The sequence below is a fragment of the Micromonospora sp. NPDC005174 genome, assembly GCF_040608495.1.
In the GTDB taxonomy this organism is placed as follows: domain Bacteria; phylum Actinomycetota; class Actinomycetes; order Mycobacteriales; family Micromonosporaceae; genus Micromonospora.
In genome coordinates, this window is sequence record NZ_JBEXIJ010000041.1 from 26,393 (window position 1) to 52,957 (window position 26,565).

At 72.6% G+C, this 26,565-nt stretch carries 25 protein-coding genes; 11 read left to right on the top strand and 14 right to left on the bottom strand.

Annotated features, from left to right (window positions below):
• The first annotated feature begins 7 nt into the window (after positions 1-7).
• The gene (locus tag ABZU91_RS29650; protein WP_355247547.1) at positions 8-1,234 is read left to right on the top strand and encodes an SLC13 family permease; all 1,227 of its coding nucleotides are present in this window, start codon (positions 8-10) and stop codon (positions 1,232-1,234) included.
• Positions 1,235-1,240: 6 nt separating this feature from the next.
• Here ABZU91_RS29650 and ABZU91_RS29655 read toward each other — a convergent pair whose 3' ends face one another.
• The 8 genes from ABZU91_RS29655 to ABZU91_RS29690 all read right to left on the bottom strand — a co-directional run bounded on the left by ABZU91_RS29655 (position 1,241) and on the right by ABZU91_RS29690 (position 7,762).
• Positions 1,241-1,411: a DUF1203 domain-containing protein gene (locus ABZU91_RS29655; RefSeq protein ID WP_355247616.1), complete on the bottom strand. Its 171-nt coding sequence runs from the start codon at positions 1,409-1,411 to the stop codon at positions 1,241-1,243.
• Positions 1,339-1,722, bottom strand: a complete 384-nt coding sequence (locus ABZU91_RS29660) for a DUF1203 domain-containing protein (RefSeq protein WP_355247550.1) — start codon at positions 1,720-1,722, stop codon at positions 1,339-1,341. Before ABZU91_RS29660 ends, ABZU91_RS29655 begins: the two co-directional genes overlap by 73 nt.
• Positions 1,723-1,813: 91 nt before the next feature.
• Complete coding sequence (locus tag ABZU91_RS29665; protein WP_355247553.1) at positions 1,814-2,641, bottom strand: MerR family transcriptional regulator; 828 nt, start codon at positions 2,639-2,641, stop codon at positions 1,814-1,816.
• A 55-nt stretch (positions 2,642-2,696) separates the two neighbouring features.
• Positions 2,697-4,298 (bottom strand): asparagine synthase-related protein, encoded by a 1,602-nt coding sequence (locus ABZU91_RS29670; RefSeq protein ID WP_355247556.1) that lies wholly within the window; start codon positions 4,296-4,298, stop codon positions 2,697-2,699.
• A gap of 4 nt (positions 4,299-4,302) precedes the next feature.
• Positions 4,303-5,271 carry a DUF5715 family protein gene (locus tag ABZU91_RS29675; protein ID WP_355247559.1) on the bottom strand — a complete coding sequence of 323 codons (969 nt, stop codon included), beginning with the start codon at positions 5,269-5,271 and terminating at the stop codon, positions 4,303-4,305.
• A gap of 143 nt (positions 5,272-5,414) precedes the next feature.
• Positions 5,415-5,924, bottom strand: coding sequence for a 2'-5' RNA ligase family protein (locus ABZU91_RS29680; RefSeq protein ID WP_355247562.1), 510 nt, complete (start codon positions 5,922-5,924; stop codon positions 5,415-5,417).
• A gap of 81 nt (positions 5,925-6,005) precedes the next feature.
• On the bottom strand, positions 6,006-6,611 hold the full coding sequence (locus ABZU91_RS29685; protein WP_355247565.1) for a response regulator transcription factor: 606 nt from the start codon (positions 6,609-6,611) through the stop codon (positions 6,006-6,008).
• On the bottom strand, positions 6,608-7,762 hold the full coding sequence (locus ABZU91_RS29690) for a histidine kinase (RefSeq protein ID WP_355247568.1): 1,155 nt from the start codon (positions 7,760-7,762) through the stop codon (positions 6,608-6,610). Before ABZU91_RS29690 ends, ABZU91_RS29685 begins: the two co-directional genes overlap by 4 nt.
• Before the next feature lie 131 nt (positions 7,763-7,893).
• Between ABZU91_RS29690 and ABZU91_RS29695 the strand changes: the two genes are divergently transcribed.
• Complete coding sequence (locus ABZU91_RS29695) at positions 7,894-8,793, top strand: hypothetical protein (protein WP_355247570.1); 900 nt, start codon at positions 7,894-7,896, stop codon at positions 8,791-8,793.
• Positions 8,794-8,857: 64 nt separating this feature from the next.
• Positions 8,858-10,579 (top strand): DEAD/DEAH box helicase, encoded by a 1,722-nt coding sequence (locus ABZU91_RS29700; protein ID WP_355247573.1) that lies wholly within the window; start codon positions 8,858-8,860, stop codon positions 10,577-10,579.
• Between the two features lie 48 nt (positions 10,580-10,627).
• Here the strand turns inward: ABZU91_RS29700 and ABZU91_RS29705 are convergent, their stop codons facing one another.
• Together ABZU91_RS29705 and lon are read right to left on the bottom strand one after the other, a co-directional pair.
• Positions 10,628-11,032, bottom strand: a complete 405-nt coding sequence (locus tag ABZU91_RS29705; protein ID WP_355247576.1) for a DoxX family protein — start codon at positions 11,030-11,032, stop codon at positions 10,628-10,630.
• A gap of 132 nt (positions 11,033-11,164) precedes the next feature.
• Positions 11,165-13,495 carry an endopeptidase La gene (gene lon / locus ABZU91_RS29710; protein ID WP_355247579.1) on the bottom strand — a complete coding sequence of 777 codons (2,331 nt, stop codon included), beginning with the start codon at positions 13,493-13,495 and terminating at the stop codon, positions 11,165-11,167.
• Between the two features lie 142 nt (positions 13,496-13,637).
• Here lon and ABZU91_RS29715 point away from each other — a divergent pair, with 142 nt between their 5' ends.
• Both ABZU91_RS29715 and ABZU91_RS29720 read left to right on the top strand, forming a co-directional pair.
• Positions 13,638-14,006 carry a LuxR C-terminal-related transcriptional regulator gene (locus ABZU91_RS29715; RefSeq protein ID WP_355247581.1) on the top strand — a complete coding sequence of 123 codons (369 nt, stop codon included), beginning with the start codon at positions 13,638-13,640 and terminating at the stop codon, positions 14,004-14,006.
• A 155-nt stretch (positions 14,007-14,161) separates the two neighbouring features.
• Entirely contained in the window at positions 14,162-14,509 is a 348-nt protein-coding gene (locus ABZU91_RS29720) for an Lsr2 family protein (RefSeq protein ID WP_355247584.1), read from the top strand.
• 103 nt (positions 14,510-14,612) lie between these two features.
• Here ABZU91_RS29720 and ABZU91_RS29725 read toward each other — a convergent pair whose 3' ends face one another.
• Both ABZU91_RS29725 and ABZU91_RS29730 read right to left on the bottom strand, forming a co-directional pair.
• Complete coding sequence (locus tag ABZU91_RS29725; protein WP_355247587.1) at positions 14,613-15,893, bottom strand: hypothetical protein; 1,281 nt, start codon at positions 15,891-15,893, stop codon at positions 14,613-14,615.
• 289 nt (positions 15,894-16,182) lie between these two features.
• On the bottom strand, positions 16,183-17,049 hold the full coding sequence (locus tag ABZU91_RS29730) for a hypothetical protein (RefSeq protein WP_355247590.1): 867 nt from the start codon (positions 17,047-17,049) through the stop codon (positions 16,183-16,185).
• Positions 17,050-17,291: 242 nt separating this feature from the next.
• Between ABZU91_RS29730 and ABZU91_RS29735 the strand changes: the two genes are divergently transcribed.
• From ABZU91_RS29735 to ABZU91_RS29745, 3 genes are all read left to right on the top strand, one after another.
• Positions 17,292-18,365, top strand: a complete 1,074-nt coding sequence (locus tag ABZU91_RS29735; protein ID WP_355247593.1) for an Asp23/Gls24 family envelope stress response protein — start codon at positions 17,292-17,294, stop codon at positions 18,363-18,365.
• Entirely contained in the window at positions 18,362-18,922 is a 561-nt protein-coding gene (locus ABZU91_RS29740) for a hypothetical protein (RefSeq protein WP_355247596.1), read from the top strand. Before ABZU91_RS29735 ends, ABZU91_RS29740 begins: the two co-directional genes overlap by 4 nt.
• Before the next feature lie 267 nt (positions 18,923-19,189).
• A complete protein-coding gene (locus ABZU91_RS29745; RefSeq protein WP_355247599.1) occupies positions 19,190-19,582 on the top strand; it encodes an FKBP-type peptidyl-prolyl cis-trans isomerase in 393 nt (130 codons plus the stop codon).
• Between the two features lie 74 nt (positions 19,583-19,656).
• Here the strand turns inward: ABZU91_RS29745 and ABZU91_RS29750 are convergent, their stop codons facing one another.
• Positions 19,657-20,079, bottom strand: a complete 423-nt coding sequence (locus tag ABZU91_RS29750; protein WP_355247602.1) for an STAS domain-containing protein — start codon at positions 20,077-20,079, stop codon at positions 19,657-19,659.
• A gap of 189 nt (positions 20,080-20,268) precedes the next feature.
• Between ABZU91_RS29750 and ABZU91_RS29755 the strand changes: the two genes are divergently transcribed.
• On the top strand, positions 20,269-21,285 hold the full coding sequence (locus tag ABZU91_RS29755; protein ID WP_355247605.1) for an SMP-30/gluconolactonase/LRE family protein: 1,017 nt from the start codon (positions 20,269-20,271) through the stop codon (positions 21,283-21,285).
• A 66-nt stretch (positions 21,286-21,351) separates the two neighbouring features.
• Here the strand turns inward: ABZU91_RS29755 and ABZU91_RS29760 are convergent, their stop codons facing one another.
• The gene (locus ABZU91_RS29760; RefSeq protein WP_355247608.1) at positions 21,352-22,620 is read right to left on the bottom strand and encodes an Ig-like domain-containing protein; all 1,269 of its coding nucleotides are present in this window, start codon (positions 22,618-22,620) and stop codon (positions 21,352-21,354) included.
• Positions 22,621-23,400: 780 nt separating this feature from the next.
• Between ABZU91_RS29760 and ABZU91_RS29765 the strand changes: the two genes are divergently transcribed.
• Together ABZU91_RS29765 and ABZU91_RS29770 are read left to right on the top strand one after the other, a co-directional pair.
• Entirely contained in the window at positions 23,401-24,375 is a 975-nt protein-coding gene (locus ABZU91_RS29765; protein WP_355247610.1) for a sugar phosphate isomerase/epimerase, read from the top strand.
• A 20-nt stretch (positions 24,376-24,395) separates the two neighbouring features.
• A complete protein-coding gene (locus tag ABZU91_RS29770) occupies positions 24,396-26,492 on the top strand; it encodes a PQQ-dependent sugar dehydrogenase (protein ID WP_355247613.1) in 2,097 nt (698 codons plus the stop codon).
• The last annotated feature ends 73 nt before the right edge of the window (positions 26,493-26,565 follow it).

Below are 26,565 nucleotides of genomic sequence, written 5' to 3' on the forward strand. Positions count from 1 at the left end.
GTCACCCGTGAAGTCTGCCGCCGGCGCGCCGCCGGCCCCGCCCGAGCCGACCGCGCGCTGGCGTCCCCACCCGCTCGACGTGGTGGCCGTCGTCCTCGCGGTGGCCGGCGCGGTCTGCGCGCTGACCGGGCTGCTGCCCCGCGCCGAGACCACGGCCACCCTGCACCGCATCCTGCCGCTGCTGCTCTTCCTCGGCACCGTGATCGTGCTTGCCGAGCTGACCGCCGTCGCGGGTGTCTTCGACGTACTGGCCAGCCGGCTCGCCATCGCGTCGCGGGGCCGCTGGGCGGCGCTGTTCCTGCTCTGCGGCGGCCTCGCCACGGTGACCACCCTCGTGCTCAACCTCGACACCACCGCCGTGCTGCTCACCCCGGTGCTGCTCGCCCTGGCCCGCGGCCTGCGCGTGCCGGCGGCGCCGCTCGCGGTCACCACGGTCTGGCTGGCGAACACCGCCAGTCTGCTGCTGCCGGTGTCGAACCTGACGAACCTGCTGGCCGCCGACCGGGTCGGCCTCACCCCGCTGGCCTACGCCGAGCGCATGGCGCTGCCGCAGCTCGCGGCCGTGGCGGTCACGATGCTGCTCCTCTGGTACGGCTGGTGGCGGCGGGAACGGCCGGAGGGTGGACGCTTCGTCCCGCCGGCCCCGCACGTGCCGACCGACCCGGTGCTGCACCGCACCGCCCTCGCCGGCTGTCTGCTCTTCGTCGCCGGCATCCTCGCCGGGGTGGAGATCGGGCTCGCCTCCACCGTCGCCCTCGCGCTGGTGCTGGTCGGCTTCGTGGTCCGCTCCCCCGCGACGCTGCGCCCCGGGTTGGTGCCGGTACGGCTGCTGCTCTTCGTCGTCGGACTGTTCCTGGTGGTGCAGACCCTCGGCCGACACGGGCTCGACGACCTGGTCGCCGACCTCGTCGGCGCCGACGGTGGGGCGGCCGGCGCGCTACGAGCCGGCGGTACGGGAGCGCTGCTGGCCAACGCGGTCAACAACCTGCCGGCGTACCTGGCCGGCGAGGCGGTGCTGCCGACCGCCGACCACACCCGTCTGCTGGCCCTGCTGATCGGCACGAACGTCGGCCCGTTGGCCGCCCCCTGGGCGTCGCTGGCCACCCTGCTGTGGTTCGAGCGGTGCCGGGCGGCCGGCGTGGCGGTGCCGGTGAGACGGTTCGTGCTGACCAGCAGCCTGCTCGCCGTCGCCGGCACCCTCGCGGCGGTCGGCGCGCTGCTGCTGGTCAGCTGAGGGCCGTCACCCGGCGGCCCGCTCCACCACGAACATGAAGCAGCCGTAGACCACGTTGCGGCTGTGCAGTTGGTGCACCTGCGGGTCGGCGAACAGCTCCGCGATCACCGCCTCCGGGTCCGTGCCGTCGTGCAGCCGGCCGCCGCAGATCCGCCCCTGCCGGTCGTACGCCCGCAGAACCCGGGGACGTCCCCGCCAGTCCGGCGGGTGGCCGCCGCCGTGGGCCGGGCCGGGCCGGGGCAGGCGGCGGCGTGCGCGAAGACCGGCCCGATCTCCCGGTACGCGACGGCGCGGATCGGCGGAGCGTAGCCGAAGAGCAGCATCGCCTCCCCCGCCTCGGCGTCGCGCAGGCAACAGCGCAGCGGCTCCCCGCCGCCGGCCAGGCGCCCTTCGACGCGCTGGCCGGCGGCGTCCCGGCCGGTCCGACGGACGGAGTCCAGCGCCGCAGCCGGCACGGCGTGGACGAGGAAGGTGGCGGTGGTCGTCATGCGTCCAGCCTGCCCAGGCGCCGGTGCGGATGCTGGCGGTGATCGGACCTGGCGCTGGGGACGGCCCGGGCACCAACCGCCGGAGCGACCGTCAGGCGCGGTCGACGGCGAGCTGGAGCTCGGTGACGCCCTGCTCCGGGGAGTCCTGGAAATATTCCAGGTACACCTCGCGGGCGAATCCGTCGGTGCGGTAGCCGTGCTCCTCGATCCAGCGGGCGAGCGCCTGGATGCTTCGGTCGGCGTCGTCCATCGAGCCGTGGTGCACGATCGTCGCTGCCGTCCCGACCGCCGGCAGGTCCCGCACCGTCACGTCGGGAATCGCCGCGACACCGCCGCCGACATTCACCCCGGCGTGCACCACCACGGCCTCGCCCGCACCGTCGGCCGGTTCGTACCAGGCGATGGCCGGGCCGGACGGGGTGACTCCGGCGGCGTCGAGCCGGCGGAACAGCTCCGGATAGAGCGGCTGGATCACCGGACCGATGTCCTGACTCTCGTAGCTGGGCGCGACGGCGGTCAGCTCCGCCACGCGCACCGGCGCGATCTGCTTGAGTACGACGTCCTGGCTGGTCATCCGACCCTCCGATTCGATCATCCGGAGCCTCGCCTCGACGGCCGCGAGCCGGGCGCTGTCGGCGGCCAACTGCGCCGTCAGCTGGCTGCGCCGCAATCGCAGCATGCCGCGCAGCTCGACGACGTCGACGACGTCGTCCAGGATCGCCCGCACCTGCTCCAGGGTGAGCCCCAGTTCCTTGAGGGCGATCACCCGGTTGAGCCGACGCAACTGCTCGGCCCGGTAGGAGCGGTAACCGGTGTGCGGGTCGACGCTGGCCGGGCGGAGCAGGCCGATGCTGTCGTAGTGACGCAGCATCCGCACCGACACGCGGCCCAGTCGGGCGAAGTCTCCGATGGTGAACATGATCCCCTCACGCTCGTCCCTGACACGGTGTCAGAGTCAAGCGTCGGGTGGCTGCTCAGCCGACGGGTGAGCGACGGGGCGGGCGTGGCCCGACCAGTCGGCGGACCATCGGCGCCGCGTTCCACTTCGCCGCCCCGACCAGGTCGCGGGCGTGTTCCAGGACCGTGTAGTCGGGCCGGTTCATCCCGTCGGCGATGGCCCGGTCCAGGTCGTTGCCGCACCGGCTGAGCACGGTGTCGAAGTCGCGGCGGACCGGCTCCAGCAGGTCGTACCCGAACGACCGGTGCATCCGGGCGAACAGTGGCTTGTAGAGCCGCACCCGCTCGTGCAGACCGGAGGAGTACGACATCGGGTGCTTCGGCCGTCGCAGGACGTAGTCCGGCAGCACGTCGGCGAACGCCCGCCGCACGATCCACTTCTCCTGGCCGTCGCGCACCTTCAGGTCCAGGGGCAGACGCATCGCCAGCTCCACCACGCTGAGGTCGAGGAACGGCACCCGCGCCTCCACCCCGTGCCCCATGGCGGCCCGGTCGACGCGCTGCAACTCGGTACGGCACAGGTTGCGGATGCGGTGCAGGAACAGCCGGCGGGACGCGATGGGGTCGACCTGGCGGTACATCGGGTACCCGCCGAACAGCTCGTCGGAGCCATCGCCGGTGAGCACCACCTTGACGCCCAGGTCACGCAGGCGCCGGAAGATCGGCACCGAGACGACGGCGTTGATGATGTCGCCGTACTCGGTCAGCTCGGAGATCCGGATCGCCTCGCGCACGTCGGCCAGCCGGATGTCGCGCGGGCGCAGCTCGACCACCACGTGCGGCACGTCGAGGTCGGCGGCGAGCCGCCGGGCGTACGCGACGTCGGGGCTGTCCGGCACGCCCACCGTCACCGCCACGCAGTCCGGGTGGATGTCGCGTACCTGCCGCAGCGTCAACGAGCTGTCCAGCCCGCCGGAGAGGACCACGCCGACGGTCAGGTCGGTCTCCACCCGCATCCGGATGGCGTCGGTCAGCGCGGCCCGGACGAGCAGGGTGGCCTCGTCCGGGTCGTCGATGACCGGCAGGCCCTCGCCGATGGTGAGCAGGTCGACGTACGGGCGCAGCCGCACCGGCCCGTCGGGCTCGGCCCAGCCGTGGTGACCGGGAGGCACCTCGGTTACTGGCGCCTGGTGCCCGACGAGCGCCTTGACCTCGGAGGCGAGGTACAGGCAGCCGGGCCGACGGGACCAGTACAGCGGTTTCACCCCGAGCGGGTCGCGGGCCAGGTACGCCCGGCCGGTGGCGCGTTCGACGACCGCGAAGGCGTACTCGCCGCGCAGCCGCGTCACCGCCGCCTCGCCCCACTGCTGGAAGGCCGCCAACAGCACCTCGGTGTCGCTCTCGGTGCGGAAGACCTGTCCGAGTCGGGTGAGCTGCGCGCGTAGCTCCCGGTGGTTGAAGATCTCGCCGTTGAAGCAGAGCAGCCAACGCTCGTCGGTCGACGTCCAGGGCTGCACGGCCCGGTCGCGGTCCACGACGCGCAGCCGTCGGGTGCCGGCGAGCAGGCCCGTCTCGCAGCGGGTCTCGGTGACCTCGCCGCGTGGAGCGAGGACGGCGAGCATCCGCCGGAAGGTGGCCGGGTCGGCCTCGGGGCCGAGACTCAGAGCGATACCGCACACGGGCTCAGATCCCCATCTCGGCCTCGTACGCCCGGCGCAACCGACCGCGCGCGGTGGGCGCGAGGCACAGGTGCCAGGCCTGCCCCTCGTCGATCACGTTCAGGTCGCCGGCCTCCTGGTGGGCCAGCAGCAACTCCGCGAGGGCGTCGCGCGCGCCGAACCGCGTGAACCAGGCCAGCTCGACGTCGACCGAGTAGCCGAGGCAGTGTCCACTGGGCAGCATCGCCGCGTAACCCAGGCGGCGCAGCCGGTACTGGTGCTCGGTGCTGCGTACCAGACTGGTCACCCAGAGCGGCGGGGTGCCCGGCGGCGCGGCGGCGGCGAACTCCCGACCCAGTTCGTTGAGGAGCGCGACCACCTCCCGGCGGGCGCGGCGGAACAGCAGTCCGGCGGTGCGCGGCGTCGCGTCCGGGCGCAGCCGCCGACGCAGTCCGCGCGCGGCGCGTCCCAGGACGGTCGCGGGTTGCTCCTGGTACCGGAAGCGCAGCAGGTCGCGGCGGCGCAGCCACTCCAGGTCGACGAGCTCCGCGCTGCCGTTGACCTGGTCGTCGGTGCGGAACACGGGCGCGTCCTGCCACCACAGCACGTCGATGCGCGAGAGCAGGTAGATCCGGACCAGCGCGGTGAGGTCGCGCGCCGACGTGCGCTCGTTCGGCTGGTAGCGCGCCATTTCCAGCAGCAGCGTCTCGCGCGCGCCGAGCAGGCCCTGCGGGGTGGCGTCGAGCACGGCCGCCAGGGCCGGTTCGCGTAACCGCTCGTCGATGAGCACCTGACGGGCCCGGGTGCTGGTGGCATCGGCCAGGGCCCCCACCTCGACGAGCAGGTCGGCGACGGCCGCCCGGTAGGCGGCGAGGTCGGGGGCGGCACTGGGCAGGCGACGGGCGGCGGCGCCGGAGGGCCGGCGGCGGGCTGGCGCGGTGGGTGACGCGGGCGGGCCGGGTCGCTGCCCCGGACTACGGCTGGGCACTCGCATGACGGGGTCCCTTCTCCGGTCACGGCGCTGAGTGAATCACCCTGAAAAACACCGTAATCACCGAGACCTGGCGCAGACCGAACAATCCTCCGATCTCACCCAAAGAAGCTCTCCGCGCTTCGTACCCCTCGCGGCGCGGCAGGTCACTCGAGTGGGGTGACCGTCCGGTCCGTACCGTCGTAGCTGCGGGCGGCGACGAACGCGCCCGTCGGGCGCTGCCCACCGGTCACCGCGCGGGCCATCCGCAGGTCCGCGTCACGGAACCGCAGCGCCAGGCTGAGGTGCGGCACCCACGCTCCGGGGGCGTGCCAGGGGCGGTGCCCGTCGGCCTGCTCGAGGACGTCCCAGACGGCGGTGTGCAGCGCGGTCAACGCCGGAGTGGGCCGCACGAGCCAGACCAGCGGGGCGCTGCCGTCGAGGACGACGACCCGGTCCAGCGTCACCGGCACCGGCAGCGCGGCGTCGAACACCTCGGCCAGGCGATGCCCGACACCGGACGGGAAGTCGTCCACGGCTGCCAGTGTCAGGTGGGGACGGTTCGTCGGATGGATGTTGCGGGCCAGGCTCGGCAGCCCGGCGGCGGCCAGCCGCGTCCAGGCCGTCCGGATCGCGGCGTCCAACCCGGGCGAGCAGACCAACTCCACCGTACGCACGCAGACACGCTAGCCCGGACGCGTCACCGACCCCGGCTTCGTCGCGATCCCGGTGCGTCTGCGGGCGCCCCTGCTCACGGATCAGAGCCAGCCGTTGTCCCTGGCCGTGCGTACCGCCTCGGCGCGGTCGGTCGCGCCGAGCTTCTGCACGGCGGCGGAGAGGTGGTTGCGCACGGTGCCGGTGGACAGGTGCACCCGACGGGCGATCACGGCGACCGGCGCGCCGAACTCGGCCAGCCGCAGCGTCTCCAGTTCGCGGGGCGTCAGCGGGCACTCCGGCAGCGTCAACGCGTCGGCGGCCAGGGACGGGTCGACGTACCGGCCGCCGGCATGCACCCGGCGGATCACGTCGGCGAGCGCGCCACCGGGCGAACCCTTGGGCAGGAAGCCTCGGGCGCCGGCGGTCAGTGCCTGGCGCAGGTGACCCGGCCGGCCGTGTCCGGTGAGGACCACCACCGCACATTCGGGGCGCGCGCGGGTCAGTTCGGCGGCGACCGCGATGCCGTCCAGGCCGGGCATCTCCAGGTCCACGACCGCCACGTCCGGGCGGTGCGCGAGCGTCGCGGTCACCGCAGCCGGGCCGTCGGCGGCGTGCGCCACCACCTCGATATCCGGCTCCAGGCCGAGCAGTGCGCCGACCGCGACGCGGACGAGGTCCTCGTCGTCGGCGAGCAGGACGCGGATCATGTCGCCGCCGGCACGGTGGCCTCGAGCGTGAACACGCCCGCCTCCCGGCGTACCCGCAGATCGCCTCCGGCGCCGGCGAGCCGATCGGCCAGTCCGCGCAGGCCGTGGCTGTGCGCGTCCGGGCCCCGGTCGTCGGCACCGTCGTTGACCACCGTCATCCTGGCCACGTCGTCCTCCCGCTCGATGGTGATCCGGCACCAGTCGGCCCGGCTGTGCCGCAGCAGGTTCGTTCCGGCCTCGCGCAGCACCGCCGCCAGTTCGGTGGCGGCGGACTGCGGCAGGTCCGCCGGCGGCGGTCCGACCGTGCACCGTACGCCGCAGGACCGCAGCACCCCCACGATCGCGGTGAGCTGTTCGTCGAGGTCGACGACGCGGTAGCCGTGCACGGTCTCGCGTACCTCGGTCAGCGCGGACGCGGCGAGTCGCTGCACCTCGGTGGCCTCCCGACCGGCGCGCTGGGGGTCGACCGGGGCGAGCCGGGCGGCGAGTTCGGCCTTCAGGGCGATCACCGTGAGACGGTGGCCGAGCACGTCGTGCACGTCGCGGGCGAAGCGCAGCCGCTCCTCGGCGGCGGCCAGCCGGGCCTGCGCCGCCTGGCCCTGCCGGGCGTCCACCAGGAGGTCCCAGAACCAGACCTGGAAGCCGTTGACGGCCGCGACGGCCACCCCGATCCCGCCGGTCACCGCCAGGTGGCGGGCGACCGAGCCACCGGTCCACCACGCTATGGCCACCGACACCAGCAGGACGGCGGCCGCCAGCGCGAGCGCCGCCGGTGGTCGGACGAGCAGCGGCGCCATGCCGATCAGCGCCGCCCCGAGCCACGCCCAGGTCGGCCAGGCACCGGCCGCCACCGGCCCCACCAGCGGAACGGTCAGCACCGCAGCCCCGGCCAGGGCCAGGTGGGCGCGGCGACGCCAGCGCCTGTCGAGCCACGGGGTCACGGCCGCGTACAGCACGGCGGTCTGGGCGATCACGAAGGCGAGAACGCCTACCGCGCCGAGCGCCGCCCGGGTCGCATCGGGCTCGCGGGTCAGACCGACCGCGGGCAACAGGACGCTCGCCCAGACGCCGGTGACGAGTGACAGCAGCGTCGCCTGGCGAGCCCGGCGCAGGCGGCGGTCCGCCCGCGGAGTCCCCGCCTCGGTCAGCACGCACCGATCCTAGGACCGCCGGGCGCACGGTCCACCCATGCGAGATGTCACGGTCCGACCGTGCGGCCCGCCCGAACTTCCGGTGACGGACGCATCTGCCCTCACCGCCGCGCCGCCGGCAGGGTCGAGGCATGGACAAGACACAGATGTACGCAGACAGCGCGCCCGTCGTACCGTCGGCCCGGCCCGTGCCGACCGGCCAGCCGGCGCCCCCGGTCCGGGCGGCGACCGGCGGCAGGCGGGGGTGGTGGTGGCACCTCGGCGAGATGGCGATCGCGATGCTCGTCGGAATGGTGCTGCTCGAACCGCTGTGGGACGCGGCCGGCACGCTGCTCGGGGTGGGCGCGACGCTGGCTCGCCCGGAGGTGGCCGCGCTGGTGATGGCGACCAACATGACGATCGGCATGTCGGTGTGGATGCGGCACCGGGGACAGCACTGGCAAGGGGTCGTCGAGATGGCCGCCGCGATGTACGTCCCGTTCCTGCTGCTGTTCGTGCCGTTCCGGGCCGGTCTGCTGGACGGCGACGCCCTGCTGCTCGGCGGGCACCTGTTGATGGTGCCGGCCATGGTGCTGGTGGCGCTTCGCCATCGGCACCACCCGCCGACGGCGGTACGCCGGCACCCGGCCGTGGTGGCGCTCGCCCGACGCTGGCCGACCGGCCTGGCGCTGCTGATGATCGTCGACATCTGGGTCGACCCGCGGGTGCTCAGCCCGTGGACGATGCTGGTGCTGCCCGGCGGGTACCTGGTGATCGGCCTGGCCCGGCGGACGCTGCGCGGGCCGCGCGTGCTCGCCATCCACCTGGCCGGCCTGGCGGTCTGGGTCGCCCTGACGCTGGTCGCCGTCGCGGTCAGCGGGCGGACCGCCGCGTGGCTGGTGGCGCTCGGTTGGCTGGCCCACGCGGGGTGGGACCTGGTCCAGCACCGCACCGGCCGGGTGGTGCCGCACGGGTACGCCGAGTGGTGCGCCGTGCTCGACACGTCCCTCGGCGCGGTGATGGTGCTGGCGATTCTGACCGCCGACGGCTGAGCCCCGCGGCGATGTTGTGCCGGTCGGCGCAGCGGCCGCGACGGCGTGATGAAAAGCTTGACCCATGAGTTCCGCACCTGCACAGCACGACGCACCGACCGCCATCGACCCCGACGTGACCGCTTTCACGGACCTGGGGCTGCGCGCCGAACTGCTGGGCGCGTTGTCCGCCCTCGGCTACGAGGAGCCGACCCCCATCCAGCGGGAGGCCATCCCACCGCTGCTGGAGGGTCGGGACCTGCTGGGGCAGGCCGCCACCGGCACCGGCAAGACGGCCGCGTTCGCGCTGCCGCTGCTGAACCTCATGACGGCCCACCGCGACGGCGGGGACCCGGTGGCGCTGGTGCTGGTGCCGACCCGGGAACTGGCGGTACAGGTCTCCGAGGCGTTCCACCGCTACGGCAAGGACCTGGGCGCGCGGGTGCTGCCGATCTACGGTGGGCAGCCGATCGGGCGGCAGTTGCGCGCGCTGGACAGCGGCGTCGACGTGGTGGTGGCCACCCCGGGGCGCGCCCTGGACCACATCGCCCGGGGCACACTGCGCCTCGGCGGCCTGTCGACGGTGGTGCTCGACGAGGCCGACGAGATGCTCGACATGGGTTTCGCCGAGGACATCGAGGCGATCCTGGAGCACGCCCCCGCGCAACGTCAGACGGTGCTCTTCTCGGCCACCATGCCGTCGAGGATCGACGGGATGGCCCGCCAGCACCTCAACGATCCGGTCCGGATCGAGATCGGTCGGGAGCAGCAGGTCGCGGGTGAGGCGCCCCGGGTCCGTCAGAGCGCGTACATCGTGACGCGCGCGCACAAACCGGCCGCGCTGGGTCGCGTCCTGGACGTGGAGTCGCCGACTGCGGCGATCGTGTTCTGCCGCAGCCGTGAGGAGGTGGACCGGCTGACCGAGACGATGAACGGCCGGGGCTACCGCTCCGAGGCGCTGCACGGCGGGATGAGCCAGGAGCAGCGGGACCGGGTGATGTCCCGGCTGCGGGCGGGCACGGCGGACCTGCTGGTGGCCACCGACGTGGCGGCCCGTGGGCTGGACGTCGAACAGCTCACCCACGTGGTCAACTACGACGTGCCGTCGGCCCCCGAGTCGTACGTGCACCGGATCGGTCGGGTCGGCCGGGCCGGGCGCGAGGGCGTGGCGATCACCCTCGCCGAGCCGCGCGAGCACCGGATGCTCAAGACCATCGAGCGGGTGACCGGGCAGCGGATCACCATCGACAAGATCCCGACCGTGGCGGACATGCGTACCCGGCGGTTGGAGCTGACCCAGGCGGCGCTGCGCGAGAGCCTGCTGGAGGACGACCTCGACCCGTACCGGGTGATCGTCGAGACGCTGACCGACGAGTTCGACCTGATGGAGGTCGCCCTCGCCGCCGTGAAGCTGGCCCACGAGGTGACGTCGCCGGGCTCCGACGACGAGGAGGAGATCCCGCAGGCTCCGGTCCGCGCTCCACGCGAGGGTCGAGGTGAGGTGGGCGGCCGAGGCGGCGACCGGCGCGGCGGCAGCCGACCGCGCATCGGCGGCGGCAACACCGTCCAGGTGTTCGTCGGCCTGGGCCGACGCGCGGGCGTCCGCCCCCAGGACCTGGTGGGCGCCATCACCGGCGAGACTGGTATCCGCGGCCGGGACATCGGCTCGATCGAGATCGCCGACCGGTTCTCCCTGGTGGAGGTGCCGCAGGGCGTGGCCGACGAGGTGATCTCCGGGTTGCGCCAGAGCACGATCAAGGGCCGCAAGGCCACCGTGCGCCGCGACCGCGGACGCGACGAGCACTGAACGCGCCCGCCGGCGACCACCGGGTACGGCGGTCGCCGGCGCCGCGGGTCAGAAGGAGTACGGGCCGAAGCGTCCCCACGCCACCACGGCGGCGAGGACGAGCAGCACCGCGCAGGTGATCGCGCCCTGGATCTCCAGCCGACGCTCGGCCGCCGTGTCACGCCTCTTCCTGTCGCGCAGGTGCACCAGGAAGCCGCCGATCATGACGATGACCAACCCGACGGCTGCCAACGGGGTGAGCACGGTGGCGATGCCGGTGAGCGGGGGCAGCACCAGCCCGACGGCGGCCAGCACCTCCACCGCGCCGAGGGCCCTGACCTGCGACGGCGGGACCGGGTCCACCCACCGCATCATGTCGCGCAGCTTGTCCTTGGGTTGGGTCAGCTTGGCCAGGCCGGCGCCGACGAAGATGACGGCGAGCAGGATCTGGATGATCCAGAGCACCAGGTTCACGGGGGTTACCTCCGGGGGCACCGCCTCGCGGCGGAGAGGTGGTTGACGCTTCGAGCGAGACAGTAGCCCTCGATGCCCGTACGCCGATGACCCCCGCCGTCGATGGACGGCGGGGGTCATCGTGGTGGAGCGTCAGACCGTGAAGAGCGCCGGTCCGTCCAGTGCCTGGACGTCGGCCGGGCGCAGCGCCAGGGCGAGCACGTCGGCCACGTCGGCCAGGGTGTGCACGGTCAGCGCCTCGCGCACCTCGGTCGGCAGGTCGTCCAGGTCCGGCTCGTTACGCGCCGGGATGATCACCTCGGTGAGGCCGGCCCGGTGCGCGGCGAGCAGCTTCTGCTTCACCCCACCGATCGGCAGCACCCGACCGGAGAGCGTCACCTCGCCGGTCATCCCGAACTCGGGGCGGACCGGACGACCGGTGACCAGCGACGCCAGGGCCGTGACCATGGTGATGCCGGCACTGGGGCCGTCCTTGGGCACCGCGCCCGCCGGGACGTGCAGGTGGATCCGCCGTCCCGCCAGGGCGTTCGGGTCGATGCCGAGCCGACGCCCGTTGGAGCGCAGGTACGACAGCGCGATGTGCGCCGACTCCTTCATCACGTCGCCGAGCTGGCCGGTCAGGGTCAACCCCGGCTCGCCCTCCATGCTCGTCGCCTCGATGAAGAGGACGTCACCGCCGGCGCCGGTCACCGCGAGCCCGGTGGCGACACCGGGAACCGCCGTGCGCTCGGCCGACTCCGGGGTGAACTTCGGTCGTCCCAGGTAGCCGGTGAGGTTGTCGGTGTCGACGCGTACCGGGGTGGGGTCGGTCGCCAGCGTCACCGTCACCTTGCGCAGGATCTTGGCCAGGGACCGTTCGAGCTGCCGGACACCCGCCTCCCGCGTGTACTCCCCCGCGATCAGCGCGAGCGCCTCGTCGGCCACTGTCACCTCGTCGGCGGTCAGGCCGGCCCGCTCCCGCTGCCGGGGCAGCAGGTGGTCACGGGCGATGGAGACCTTCTCGTCCTCGGTGTACCCGTCCAGCATGACCAGCTCCATCCGGTCCAGCAGCGGGCCGGGGATGGACTCCACCACGTTGGCGGTGGCCAGGAACAGCACGTCGGACAGGTCCAGGTCGACCTCCAGGTAGTGGTCCCGGAAGGTGTGGTTCTGGGCCGGGTCGAGCACCTCCAGCAGGGCGGCGGCCGGGTCGCCGGCGTAACCGGCGGAGACCTTGTCCACCTCGTCGAGGAGCACGACGGGGTTCATCGAGCCGGCCTCGCGCAGCGCGCGGACGATACGGCCGGGTAGCGCGCCGACGTAGGTGCGCCGGTGACCGCGGATCTCCGCCTCGTCGCGGACGCCGCCGAGCGACACCCGGACGAAGTTGCGCCCGAGCGCCCGCGCCACGGACTCGCCGAGGCTGGTCTTGCCGACCCCGGGAGGGCCGGCGAGGGCGAGCACCGCGCCGGAGCCGCGTCCGCCGACCACGCCGAGGTTGCGCTCGGCGCGGCGGTTGCGCACGGCCAGGTACTCCAGGATGCGGTCCTTCACGTCGGACAGGCCGGCGTGGTCGGCGTCGAGCACCGCCCGGGCCGCGGCCAGGTCGGTGTTGTCCTGGGTACGCGTACTCCACGGCATCTCGAGGACGGTGTCCAGCCAGGTACGGATCCAGCCCGCCTCCGGGGAGGCGTCACTGGCCCGCTCCAGCTTGCCGACCTCGCGCATGGCCGCCTCGCGGACCTTGTCCGGCAGGTCGGCGCTCTCCACCCGGGAGCGGTAGTCGGCCGAGCCGTCCGGCTCGTCCTCGCCCAGCTCCTTGCGGATCGCGGCGAGCTGCTGGCGCAGCAGGAACTCCCGCTGCGACTTCTCCAGGCCCTCGCGGACGTCACTGTTGATCTGCTCGGTGACCTCCTGCTCGGCCAGGTAGTCCTTCACCCAGCCGACCAGCAGCTCCAGTCGGGCGGTGACGTCCGGCGCGGCCAGCAGCTCGGTCTTCTGCTCCAGGGTGAGCCAGGGCGCGTAGCCGGCCGAGTCGGCCAGCTCGGACAGGTCGGTCATCCGCTCCACGGCGTCGATGACCTGCCAGGCGCCCCGCTGCTGCAGCACGGAGGTCACCAGGGCGCGGTACTCACGGGCGAGCTCGCGGGCACGGCCGGCGGGAGCGGGTTCGTCGAGTTCGGTCGCCTCGACCCAGAGGGCGGCGCCGGGACCGGGCACGCCGGAGCCGATCCGCGCGCGGGACAGGCCACGGACGACCGCGGCGGGCTCACCGTCGGGGAGCCGGCCGACCTTCTCGATGGTGGCGACCACGCCGACCGGGCCGTACTCGCCGTCGATACGCGGGACGGCCAGCAGCTTGCGGTCGCCGGTTGCCCGCGCCGCGTCGATGGCGGCCTGGGTGGTCGGGTCGAGGGTCACCGGGATGACCATGCCGGGCAGCAGCACGGCATCGGTCAGCGGAAGTACCGGAAGAGTTGCCATCGAACACCTGCTATCGCGTTGAGTTGAGCGTGTCTCACTCAAGTAACAAAGCGTGCCCCTTGTTCCGGTGTGTGACCCAGGCCACTTCGCGGGGCGAGTCGACGGGTCGGCAACAGCCATTCTCCGCGTACGGGTGGTCGCCATGTCCGGTTCGACCGAGCCGACACCAGCCCTGAGGGCGTTGCGGGCCGGCACGGAGGGGTTCCTGCCCAAGACCAGCGAGCCGGAGGAGCTGCTGGCCATCCTCGACGGGTGGGCGGTCCTGCCGGCGGCGCTGCTACGCGCCCTGCTCGGACCCGCCCGGGCCGCGTCCGTCGACCTCGACGGCGAGGAGCGCCGCCTTCTGCGGGCGATCGCCGCCGGTCGCAGCACCGTCGACATCGCCGAGGAACTGCACGTCTCGGAACGGACGGTGAAACGAATGACCGCCGCACTGCTGCGCAAGCTGCGGGTCTCCAACCGGGCGGAGGCGGCGGCAGTTGCCGGTCACGCGGGCCTGCTCACCGATTGACGCAGCGCCAACGCCCGCGATTCCGGCCCGTTCGCTGTTTTGTGCCGCACCCAATCGCGACGCGCCGAAATGAATGGGACGCATATTGTTGCGCATTCCCCGGGTGGTAGGTCAGACTTTGGACACATCCCGCCACACACAGGGAGTAATCGGCAATGGCGAGAAAAGTAATCACGGTGCTGACCGACGACCTCGACGGCGGGAAGGCCGATCGGACGGTCGAGTTCAGTCTCGACGGCGTGGCCTACACCATCGACGTCTCGGACGAGAATGCGGGTGTCCTGCGTAAGGCGCTGGACCCATACATCAATGCGGGTCGCCGGATCGGTCGGGGCCCGGCGGAGAACACGCGGACAGTTCGGCGGCCGGGGCGACCCACCGGCGCGGGAATGGACCGCGAACAAAACCGGGCGATCCGGGAATGGGCCGTCAAGAACGGCTACAAGATTTCCGAGCGGGGCCGGATCCCGGTAGAGGTCGTCGAAGCGTACAAGAGCCGCTGACACGCGACACAGCGAAGGGGTCCCGCCGAAACGGCGGGACCCCTTCGCTGTGTGCGTGGTCGGCCACCCGGGCGTGCTGTCCGCCCGGGTGGCCGACCGTCGATCAGTTGACGTTGATACGGATCGAATCGAACGCGGGGGTCTGGTTCGCCCGCTCCATCATGGGCAGACGGTGCGAGCCGTCGCCGGCCCAGACCGAGCACTGCGCGGTACCCGACTCCGGCAGACCCGGGATCTGGATGGTCACCTCGTCCGGCTGGGCGCCACCGCGACCGTCCTCGGTGGCGACGAAGAACGCCGGCACCTCCTGCGGCTCGGGCGGCGCGGTCAGGCTGTCCAGCATCCGGCAGGCGGTGTGGAAGTGACCCCGGACCAGGCCCTGGGCGTTGAGCAGCGAGCTCTCCACGTAGTAGCCGCCCTGACCGGCCGCGAGGAACCGGTCCCGGATCAGGTTCTTGGTGCTGACCCGCAGTGTGAAGGGCTGGTTGCGGCCGACCTGCTGCGGGAACTGGGTGATCAGCAGCGAGGGGTTGTTGGCGGCGGCGCCGACCTCACCGAACTCGGTGCTCACACAGCGGTTGCCGTTCTGGAAACCGTCGTGCGGCTGCAACTTGCTCTCGTCGCAGTTGTTGGCCAGGACGCCGAGGCCCGCGCCGGGGGCGTTGCCGTTGTTTCCGCCGTTGTTGTTGCCGCCGCCGGTGTTCCCACCGTTGTTGTTACCGCCGCCGGTGTTCCCACCGTTGTTGTTACCGCCGCTGTTACCGCCACCGTTGTTGCCGGTCGGCTGCACCTGACACTGGGCGAGTTGCGCCAGACCCTGCGGGCGGGGTCCAACCCGGTCGATGGCGGTCGTGATCCGGTCCAGCACCGCCTTACGCTTGTCGGCCAGCGGCCGCAGGATCGCGTTGTTGATGAACGCCTGACCCTTGTTGCCCTCGGCGGCGAGTCGACGGTCGGCCTCGGCGATCTGGCTCTGCAACTGCGCGAGGTTACGGTCGACCTCGGCGCGCGCCCGCTCCGGCACCTGCGGCAGCTTGGAGGCGACATCCGGGCAGGCGACGGCCGAGCCGGTGCCCACGGTGCCGTCCTTGCCGTCCTCGCACTCCGCCACCGACTCCTGACCGTCACCCCAGTGGTTGCGCACCCAGCGACCGTTCTGCCACGTACGGCTGGTCGAGGTGCCGCTCGGCGCGGTCGAGCCAGGGCTCGGTTCCACGCACTGCCCGGCGGCGGGTCGAGGCTTGTTCGTCCGCCGGTCCTGGGCCGACGAAATCTGGGTGACGGCGACTACTCCGCCGAAGACCACGAGCGTGCCGACAACAGCCAGCAGACGCTTGCTCCGCGCGATGCCGGGTGACCGGCGCGCCCGAGTGGACCTGCGCATCGAATTGCTCTCCTTCTCGATCCGGTAGTGGATTCCTGCCCTCGGCGGACCGACGGATGTGAGATGGCACCCCACGGCGGCGGCCACCGCGACCTACCGGTAACGTGTCGATGGTCGACGATGCCCTTTCCGCACCGCCGCCCGCGCCCGGTCGACGCGGTCGGGGAGATCCTCTTCATTCGCGCAGGAGTACGGGACGGCGGCGGGGAAGGTTCAACAGCCCCACAAAAAATTGCTCCGCGCCCAAGCGGATCGGGTGCGGAGCGGGGTTCAGCAGGGCAGGTGCGGGTCAGTCCGCGCAGAGGTGGTCGAAGGCGAAACCGCCCACCAACTCGTCGCGGCGGCGGCTCAGCGCGGCGATCTCCGCGGTGAGGTCCACGCGCGCGAGCAGATCCGGGCTGTCCGGCCCAGTGGCGCGCAGCCGTTCGCCGACCGCGACGGTCGCCAGGTCCTCGGCCAGGCGGGCCGCGTCGACGCCGCAGGAGAAGCGCTGGGCGGTGATCGACACCCGCTCGACGAGGCAACTGTCCAGGCGCGGCTGGACCCAACTCCACCCCTGCACCGGGCCCTCGGTCCAGCTCACGTGCAGGCCACGCACGATCGGGTCGGCCAGCCGTCCGGCCACGTACGCCTCGACCGCCGCCGTGCGCGCCAACGCGCCGAGGTCGTTCACTGCGCCGGTCCGCCCGTCCGGCAGTCGACCGACGATGTCGCGGAAGCCCACCGGGGCGGGCTCGTCCCCGACGCCGCCCGTCGCGTAGGCGCGTGCGTCGAGCACGTACTCGATCACGCGGCGGCCGTGGTCGGCGGCCCGCAACGTGGGCGAACCGATGCGCAGCACGGGCAGGCCGACGGCGGCGCTCACGGCGTCCGTCAGCCGCTCGGCGCGTTGCTCGGCGGACCCGGGGAGCGGAACCGGTCCGATCGTCACGGCGACGACCGGTCGTTGCGTGTCGGGCGCGCAGACCACGAGGTCGAATGCCGCCCGGCTCGCCGAGCCCCACTGGCTGCCGGTGACACCCGGCGGACGCCCCTGCACCAGGTCGCTGAGCCGACGCGTGCCGTACACCCGGTGGCCGGCACGGCTGAACAGCGCGTCGCGTCCATCATCGGCGGGCATCGCCCGCAGCCAGCCGCGGTCGCCGCTGCTCGTCATCTGCCTGATCCATCCGCCGGTCGGTCGAACCGCGCCGAGTCTAGGCGGTCGATCACCCGTCCCGGTGGAGCGGCCCGCCCGGCCGTCGGAGCGCCGCGCCCGGTCCGCTAGCGGCAGGGTGTCGTGACGACGATTGGCTACCCGGATGTGACCTATGTCACCCTGCCGCCGGGTTCCAGCAGACCCGCCGGGGTGTATCCAGCGAGGTCGCCCCGAAGGCGGATCGGCTGGGAGGTCGGAGCATGTCGCGACACCTGCGGTTCGGCGCCCTCGCCACGAGCGGGCCGCGTCCCCGCCGACGCGAGGGAGAGCACCCGCGCCGGCCCCGGCACCCGCGACCGGCTGGCGAGCCGACCATCCGCCGTCGACCGACCACGGATCGCGCGGGACGACACCACCGGCTTCCCCTGCGGCCCACTCCCACCCGTGCCACGCCGGCCGCCGGCGCGCCGCCGGGCACCGAACCACCCCACCGGGACACGGGCGGCGCGGCAGCGGAGGTCGCACGGAGCGCCGTCGTCGCCGCCCGCCGGGTGCCGGGCATCTGCGAGGTCCGCCCGGTCACCGTCCGCCTGGACGACCGGACCGTGGGCCTCGACCTCGACCTCATCACCGAGTACGGACACAGCGTGCCCGCCGTCGCCGACGCGGTCCGGCGCGCGGTCGCCGACCGGGTGTACGCCGACACCGGCCACACCGTCGTCGCGGTGACGGTCACGGTGCGGGATCTCGTGGTGCCCCACTCGGACGAAACCGCTCCCCGCCCCCCGATCATGCGCGGAGAGCTGACCACGGCGACCGTCAACCGGGTGGCCTCACTCCTGCTGGGCCTCGCCCTGCTGGCCGGCGGCGCCCTGCTGGCCGCGCAGGCGCTGCTGGTGACGCTCGACGTCCCGACGCCGCCGCTCGTCCACCCCGGCTGGTACGAGGCGCTGACCAGCACCCGCTGGGCAGATCCCGGCGTCCGGGTAGGGGCCGGCGCGGCCGTCCTGCTGGGCCTCGTCGTCCTGGCCGCGCAACTGCGCCGGTGGACGCCGGTTCGGCTGCGGGTCGACGAACGCGACGGCTGGCACCTGCGCCGACGGTGCGTGGAACGTCGACTGACCGAAGCGGTGGACACCGTGCCGGGCGTACGCCGGACGAGGGTGCGGATCCGACGCCACGGTGACCGGTGGCGGCCCCGGCTGCACGCCACCGGCGATCCCGCGGCCCGCGCCGAAGTCGAGTTCGCCGTGCGCCAGGAGCTGCGCCGGCTCGCCCGGCCGCGCGTCGAGGGTGTCGAGATCCGACTGCTGCCCTCCCGGGGGCCGGCATGACCGACGCCGCACACCGCCTGTTGTGGACGATCGTCGCGCTGCTGCTGGTGGCCGGTGGGGCGGTCGCGCTGGCGATCGGCGGAGGCGCGCTGTCGGGCGGCGACCCCGACCCGGTCCTGCTCGGCGGCGGCCTGGTCGACGCGTGGCGGCTGGCGACGCCCTGGAGCACCCTGGCCGCCGGGGTCGCCGGGCTGCTGACCGCCGTCGCCGGCCAGCGCCTGCTGCACCGGACGGTACGCCGACCCGACCGGCCCCTGCGGGGCATGCTGAGCCACGCCGGGAGCCGCCCCGGTCGCACCCGGCTGGCCACCGAGGTGCTCGTACGCGCGCTGGAACGCGACCTGGTCGGCGCGGCCGGGGTACATCGCGCCCGGGTCGTGCTCACCGGCACGCCACCGCGACCCGACGTGTGGGTCCAGGTGGACCTGACCAGCGACGCCCCCGCCGCGCGGGTCCGCGAGCACGTCCACGCCGCCGTCCGCCGGTTCGCCACGACGGCCGGCTGCGAACCCGCGCACCTCGACGTGACGGCCCGGATCGAACCGACGCGGCCCTGAACGGGTGTTCGCCGCCGCCCGGGTCAGTGGCCGGCAGCTTGCCCACCGACGTCTCGGTGAGGATCAGCTTCACCCCCGCGAACACGCGCGATGATCGGCACCAGTTCGGCGACGCGGGGGCATCCCGGGCGCCGGATACCGCCACATCGCCGAACTGGTGTCGATCACTCACGGTCGGTTTGCGGGTGTGACGTCCATCGGCCGTCGACGATCCGGCAGGATCGACGGTGACCGGACACATCACCGCAACACGGCAGGAGATCCCGCATGAACCAGGCAGCAGGCGCCCGATCCGGCAAGCCCGAGGTGGGTCCGATCGAGGGTGCGCCGCCGGCCGACCTCGTGACCGAGGACATCACCGTGGGCGACGGCCCGCAGGCCGAGCCCGGCCAGTTGGTGAGCGTCCACTACGTCGGCGTGTCGCACTCCACCGGTGGCGAGTTCGACTCGTCCTGGAACCGGGGCGAGGCGTTCGAGTTCCCGCTCGGCGGCGGTCAGGTCATCGCCGGCTGGGACCGGGGCGTGGTCGGGATGCGCGTCGGCGGCCGTCGGCGTCTGACCATCCCGCCGCACCTGGGGTACGGCGACCGCGGCGCCGGCGGCGTCATCAAGCCGGGTGAGACGCTGATCTTCGTCGTCGACCTGCTGGACGTCCGCTGATCGAAGCGTCGTGGGGGTCGTCCGGCTCGCTGCCGGGCGACCCCTCGGCGCGACCCGCCGTGGGCGCAGTCGACTCAGGCGGCCAGCACCAGATCACCTGTCGCGGCCGGCGGGCGGCGGACGGGTGCGACCAGGTCGGCGGGCGCTCCACGACGGGCGGCCTCGACCACGCGAGCGGGCTCGAGGATCGGCATCACCCGGTGCAGGCCGGTGGCACGCAGCACCCGGGCCACCACCGGGGTCGGATCGACGACGACCAGCTCGCCGCCGCGGGCCCGCACCCGCAGGTGCGCGGCGAGCAGGGTGCGCACGCCGGCGGCGGAGAGCAGGCGCAGCCCGGACAGCTCCAACTGGACGACCGGCCGCGCCGGCGCGGACCACAGCGCGGACCGGAACGCGGCGACGGTGGCGATGTCGACCTCGCCGGTCACCCGCACCTGGACCACCTGGTCACCCACGCTGACCTGCACGTCGATCCGGTCGCTGCGCTCTTCCATGCCGTGAAATCTAGCCCCCACCACCGACAGTTTCGCCCGTCCAGGGAGTGATTCCGGGTACGTCCAGGGTTCCCCCTCATCCGTCCGAAGGTGCAGGTCAGGGGCGTCGGGCTCGGCTGGACGGCCAGGTGACGCGCCATCCGCCCGACGATTCGGGCGCGGTGGACATCCGCGATGGAGAATGACGCGATGGCGCTCCCCCGACCTCGCCCGCCACGGTTGATCCGGCCCGTCCGCGAACCGGCCACCGTCCCGCCTCCACTTCGCGGCGTGTGGGCGGCCACGGATCGCCGCCTCGACCAGGTCGACCTCCTCCCCCTCCCCGAGGGCGCCATCGGGCCCGAGGACGTGCTCGTCGACCGGAGCGGCCGGGTCGTCAGCGGCGACGAGAACGGCAACCTCTGGTGGTGGCCGGTCGACGCGCCGGCCGGCACCAGAGGACGGCTGCTGGCCGAGACCGGCGGCCGGCCGCTGGGCATCGAGGCGGATCCGTCCGGCGACGCGCTGGTCGTCTGCGACGCGTACCGAGGGCTGCTGCGGGTCACGCCGGACGGAGCGGTCCGCGAGCTGACCGGAACCGCGCCACCGGTGCACCTGGCCAACAACGCGACGGTGGCACGCGACGGCACCATCTACTTCACCGACTCGTCGGACCGGTTCCCGGTCTCGCACTGGAAGCGGGACCTGCTGGAACACCGCCCCAACGGGCGCGTGCTGGCCCACCACCCGGGCACCGGTCGGACCGAGGTGGTGGCCGACGGGCTGTACTTCCCCAACGGCATCGCGCTCACCCCCGACGAGTCGGCGCTGATGCTGGTGGAGACCACCACCCATCGGCTGCTCCGGGTGGAGCTGCGCGGTGGCGTGCGGGTGCTCGCCGACCTGCCCGCGTACCCGGACAATCTCTCGGCGGTGGGCGACGGGACGTACTGGATCGCCCTGCCCAGCCCCCGCGTGCCCAGCGCCGAACGGCTGCTGCCGCACCCGCGGCTGCGTCAGCTCGCCGCGCTGCTGCCCGACGCCATGCAGCCGCAGCCACGCCGCTACGGGCTGGTCGCGCTGGTCGACGGCGAGGGCACGGTCCGTCGTACGCTGCACGGCCCGTCCGGGCACTACTGGATGATCACCGGGGTACGACAGCACGGCGACCAACTCTGGCTGGGCAGCCTGATCGGGGCCGGCGTGGCCCGCGTACCCCTGGGCTGAACGTTTCTCGCGCGCGACGGCCCGGGGCCGACCCACCGCCGTGGTGGGTCGGCCCGAGGCGGTGTCTCAGCGCCCGCTGACCGAGGGTGCCGGAGCGGGTGACCCGCCGGCGACCGCGCCCGGGTGCGGCGGGGCGACCGGCGCGGGCTTGAGCCCGGACGGCACCGGCAGGGCGCTGCCCTTGACGAACTCGTCCCAGCTCACGTTCCACGCCGTCCAGCCGTTGCCGGGTTGCAGCTCGACCTCGGTGCCCTTGACGGTGACCAGGTCACCGACCTGGGTCACCCCCATCAGCCAGTCCGCGGCCGTGGCCGAGACGTTCGCGCAGCCGTGCGAAGTGTTGGTGAAGCCCTGCTCGCCCTCCGACCAGGGGGCCGAGTGGATGAACTCGCCACCCCAGGTGAGCCGCTGGGCGTCGTCGACGTCGACCACGTAACCGCCGTTCGGCTCACCCCGGGTGTCGAAGGTGGTCCGCTCGTGCTTCTCCATGATCACCATCTTGCCGCTGGAGCTGGGCGTACTCGGCTTGCCCAGGCTGACCGGGATGCGACGCACCTGCTTGCCGTCGCGCAGCACCGTCATCTGCTTCGTGGCGTTGTCGATCTCCAGCGAGACCTGTTTCCCGATCTTGGAGGTCGCGCTCCGCTCGGCATCCCCCACCAGGTTCTTGCCGATCGGTAGGCCCTCCAGGCCCGCCCGGACACTGATCGTCGTCCCCGGCCGCCAGAAATCAGGCGCGCGGTAATAGACCTGACTGCCATCGTCCAGCCATGACCAGGTGCCCGGCTGCGGCGGATTCGTCTTCACGAACAACCGACGCTGCACATCCGCCCTGGCCTCCTTGGGAATTGCCGGGTCGAATGCCACCGTCACCGGCATGGCCGTACCGTACGTCCGGTTGCCCACGAAATAGAGCGTGCTGGTGATCTGCGGCTTCGTGGACTTGGCCATCGTGCTGAACGTGGTGGTACGCGTGGTCGTCGCACCCGAGTCGCCGGTCGCGGTCACCTCAGCGGTGTACGTACGCCGAGGTTGCAGCGGCGCGCTCGGCACCCAACCCGACCCGTCCTCGCGCGGCTCGGCCTTGACCTGCGCGCCCTTGTCGTCGGTGAGCCGGACCGCGGTGACCCGTCCACCCTTGACCGCCGTGCCGACCTCAGCGCTGACCGGGACGTCACGGGTCCTGTCCCCCGGTGTGACGGTCAGTTCCGGCGGCGCGGAGTGTCCCTTGGCCGGCCCGGCCGCCGAGTCCCGGCCGACGGTGCACCCACCCAGCACGAGCGGTGCGGCTGCGATAGTTACCGCCAACAGCGTCAATCGCCGCCTAGACGTCATGTTCAGTCCCCCCGTTTTCGGCTTCCCTCCGCCACATTCTGGCCGCCTCGACAGGAGTATCCAGGGCATTCGGAAATAATCGCGGGCGCATTTATTGGCGCATTTTCCTACGATGAGTGCCGTGCCGAGAAATCGCATCACTGCCGCCTGTGGCCCCTCCGGGTCCCGCAAGACGCCACCCGACCCGCAACGTCCGGTCCCGTCCCCACGCCACCGCGCCCGCACCTATCGCCACAGGTGCACGACTTACGCGGTCGCGCGTTGGGCGCTCTGCCCCCGACGGTCCCGCGGACCCGTTCGGGCGTGACCGCGGCGCGCAACTTGCCGGATGTTGCTGCTTCCGATGCGCGGGAGGCAGCAACTTCCCCGATGTTGCGCAGATCTTGACGACGTGATGGCCGCGACCGGCAGCCCCCGACAGGACGGGCCGGCGGTAGGCATGATCGCGCCCGGTGCGCGGCGGGTGGCGGGCTGTCGCGCACCTGCTGGGCGGACTTTTGTCAGTTGGAGCGAAACTTCTGCTGATCGTGAGGGAGCTTTGCCTTTGTCCGGGGTCAAGGGTAGGGTCCGTTTCAGATAGAAGGTTGCCCATTCGTCGATCAGCCTGCCTGCCGCCCTTACCGGGTCAGCCGCGGTCCACCCTCAGGGTCGCCGACCGCATATACGCGTCGTCCTTACCGTCCAGCCGGTGCACGCCTCCGGCCAGTTCGGCGCGCCCGGTGAAGGCAGCAGGTCGACCGCTGCCGACGGCACGCCAGCCGTCAGGAAGGAACCACCACCATGGATCACCAGGCCAACCGCTCGGAGCCGACCGGGGCGTCCGAGTCGGTCAGTCGGCGCGGGTTGCTCCGCGCCGCGACCGTCTCCGCCGCCGCTGTCGGCGCTGCCGGGCTCTTCGCCGGCCCGGCCAACGCGGCACCCGCCGGTGACACTGCCGCCGCGGGTCAGTCCCACGGTCGACGTCGGGTGCCGGTGGACCGCATCAGCATCCAGCTCTACACCCTGCGTGACCAGCTCGCCGCCGACCTGCCCGGCACCCTCACCGCGCTGCGCCGCATCGGCTACCGGCGGGTGGAGCACGCCGGCTTCGTGGGGCGTACGGCGGCGGAGTTCCGCGCCGCGCTCGACGCGGCCGGACTGCGTGCCACCTCGGGGCACACCGGTATCCCGCAGCCGTTCGACGCCGCCACCTGGGAACGCGCCCTCGCCGACGCGAACACGTTGGGCTCCAAGAAGATCGTCCACCCGTACTTCGGTCGGGACGCCGAGGGACGCCCGTACCGGGACCCGGCGATCTACCGCGCCCTGGCCCGGGACCTCAACCAGGCCGGTCGGCTCGCCGAGCGTGCCGGTCTCGACTTCGGCTACCACAACCACCAGCTGGAGTTCGTGCCGTTGACCGACGGCTCGACCGGCTTCGACATCCTCACCAAGCAGACCGATCCCCGGTTGGTCCACTTCGAACTCGACCTGTACTGGACCTGGCGTGGGGCGCACGACCCGGTCGACGTGATCCGGGAGAACCGTGGGCGGATCCGCCAGGTGCACGTCAAGGACCTGGACGTCGAGGGTGGCTTCGCCGACCTCGGCGACGGCGTCATCGACTTCGGCCGCATCTTCGCGCACGAGCGGGAGGCGGGCATCGAGGAGTACATCGTGGAACGCGACGACGCGGGCACCTCGCCGCGTGTTCCCGCCGATGCCATCGAGACCGCCCGGGTCGGCTTCGACTATCTCGCCTCACTCCGGTACTGACCACCTCGAAGGGCTACCTGATGAACAGGACCGCATTCGCGTCCGCCCTGCTCCTGGTGACTGCCGGCCTGGCCGTGCCGTCGGCGGCGACCGCCGCACCGGCCCCGCCACCGGACAGCAGTTTCCAGAAGGTGACGCTGAACGATTTCCCCGGCGAGCCGATGAGCCTCGCCGTCCTGCCCGACCTGCGGGTGCTGCACACCTCCCGGACCGGCGAGGTACGCATCCACGACCCGCGCACCGGACTCAACACCCTCGCCGCCGACATCGACGTGTACCAGCACGACGAGGAGGGGTTGCAGGGCATCGCGATCGACCCGAACTTCGCCCAGAACAAGTGGGTGTACCTGTACTACTCACCGCCCATGGACACCCCCGTGGACGACCCGGCCACGCCGGACGTCAACGAGGGGGACGCGCCGGAGGTCGGCACCGCGGCCGACTGGCAGCGGTTCAAGGGCGCGCTGCGGCTGTCCCGGTTCAAGCTGGAGGGGATGAAGCTCAACCTCGCCAGCGAGCAGCAGATCATCGACGTGCCGACCGACCGGGGGATCTGCTGCCACGTCGGCGGCCAGATCGACTTCGACAGCAAGGGCAACCTGTACCTGTCGACGGGTGACGACACCAACCCGTTCGCCTCCGACGGCTACGTCCCGATCGACGAGCGGGCCGACCGAAACCCGGCGTACGACGCCCAGCGCACCGCGGCCAACACCAACGACCTGCGCGGCAAGCTCCTGCGCATCACGGTGAAGGCCGGTGGCGGGTACACGGTGCCGGCCGGCAACCTGTTCAAGGCGGGCACGGCGCAGACCCGACCGGAGATCTACGCAATGGGGCTGCGCAACGCGTTCCGCTTCGCGGTCGACAGGCGCACCGACGACGTGTACGTGGGCGACTACTCCCCCGACGCCTCCAACGCGAACCCGGAGCGCGGGCCCGCCGGCCACGGCCGGTGGATGGTGGTCGACAAGCCGGCGAACTACGGCTGGCCGTACTGCGTGACGCCGACCATCGCCTACCGCGACTACGACTTCGCCACCGGCGAGTCCGGTCCGAAGTTCAACTGCAAGCGCCCGGTCAACGACTCACCGCACAACACGGGCAAGCGCGTGCTGCCGCCGGTCGAGGCCCCGCAGGTCTGGTACTCGGCGGCCGCCTCGGCCGAGTTCCCGCAGCTGGGCACCGGCGGCATCGCCCCGATGGGCGGCCCGGCGTACGACTACGACGGGACCAGCACGTCGCGTACCCGGTGGCCGGCCTACTACGACGGGGTGCCGCTGTTCTACGAGTGGACCCGGGACTACATCAAGGAGTTCCGCCTCGACTCCGACGGCGACGTGCAGGACATCCGTCCGGTGGCACCGTCGCTGGTGGTGGACAACCCGATGGACATGGAGTTCGGTCCGGACGGCGCGCTCTACGTCCTGGAGTACGGCGACGGCTACTTCGCCGAGAACCCGGACGCCCAGCTGTCCCGGATCGACTTCGTCCGGGGCAACCGGACTCCGATCCCGAAGATCAGCGGTACCCCGACCGTCGGGCAGGCCCCGCTGACCGTCGCGTTCTCCAGCGCCGGCACCACCGACCCGGACGGCGACAAGCTGAGCTACGCGTGGGACTTCAACGCGGACGGCTCGGTGGACAGCACCGACCCCAATCCGTCGTGGACGTTCCAGGAGAACGGGTCGTACACGCCGACTCTGAAGGTGACCGACCGCACCGGACGCTCGGCCTCGGCGACCCTGCCGCTGGTGGTCGGGCCGACCGCGCCGGTCATCGAGTTCGTCGCCCCGGTGGCCGGGCAGCCCTTCCAGTTCGGGCAGACGGTCGCGTACCAGGTCGAGGTCACCGACGACCTTCCGGTGGACTGCTCGCGGGTGAAGGTCACCTACGTGCTCGGCCACGATGAGCACGGGCACCCGCTCTCCACGGCGACCGGATGCTCCGGCACCATCCCCACCTTCCTCGACGGTGGGCACAGCGGCGCGGACAACCTGACCGCGGTGTTCGTCGCGGAGTACACGGACGCGCCGACCGAGCCGGGCGTGCCGCCGCAGAGCGCCACGGCGACCGTGGTGCTCGATCCCACGCCGGTGGCCGGCCTGGCCGGCTGACCTGTCGACAGTCGTGCGCTGACCGCCGGTATCCGGCACCCCTGAGCCCCAACGTTCGACCGGATCGGGCCGC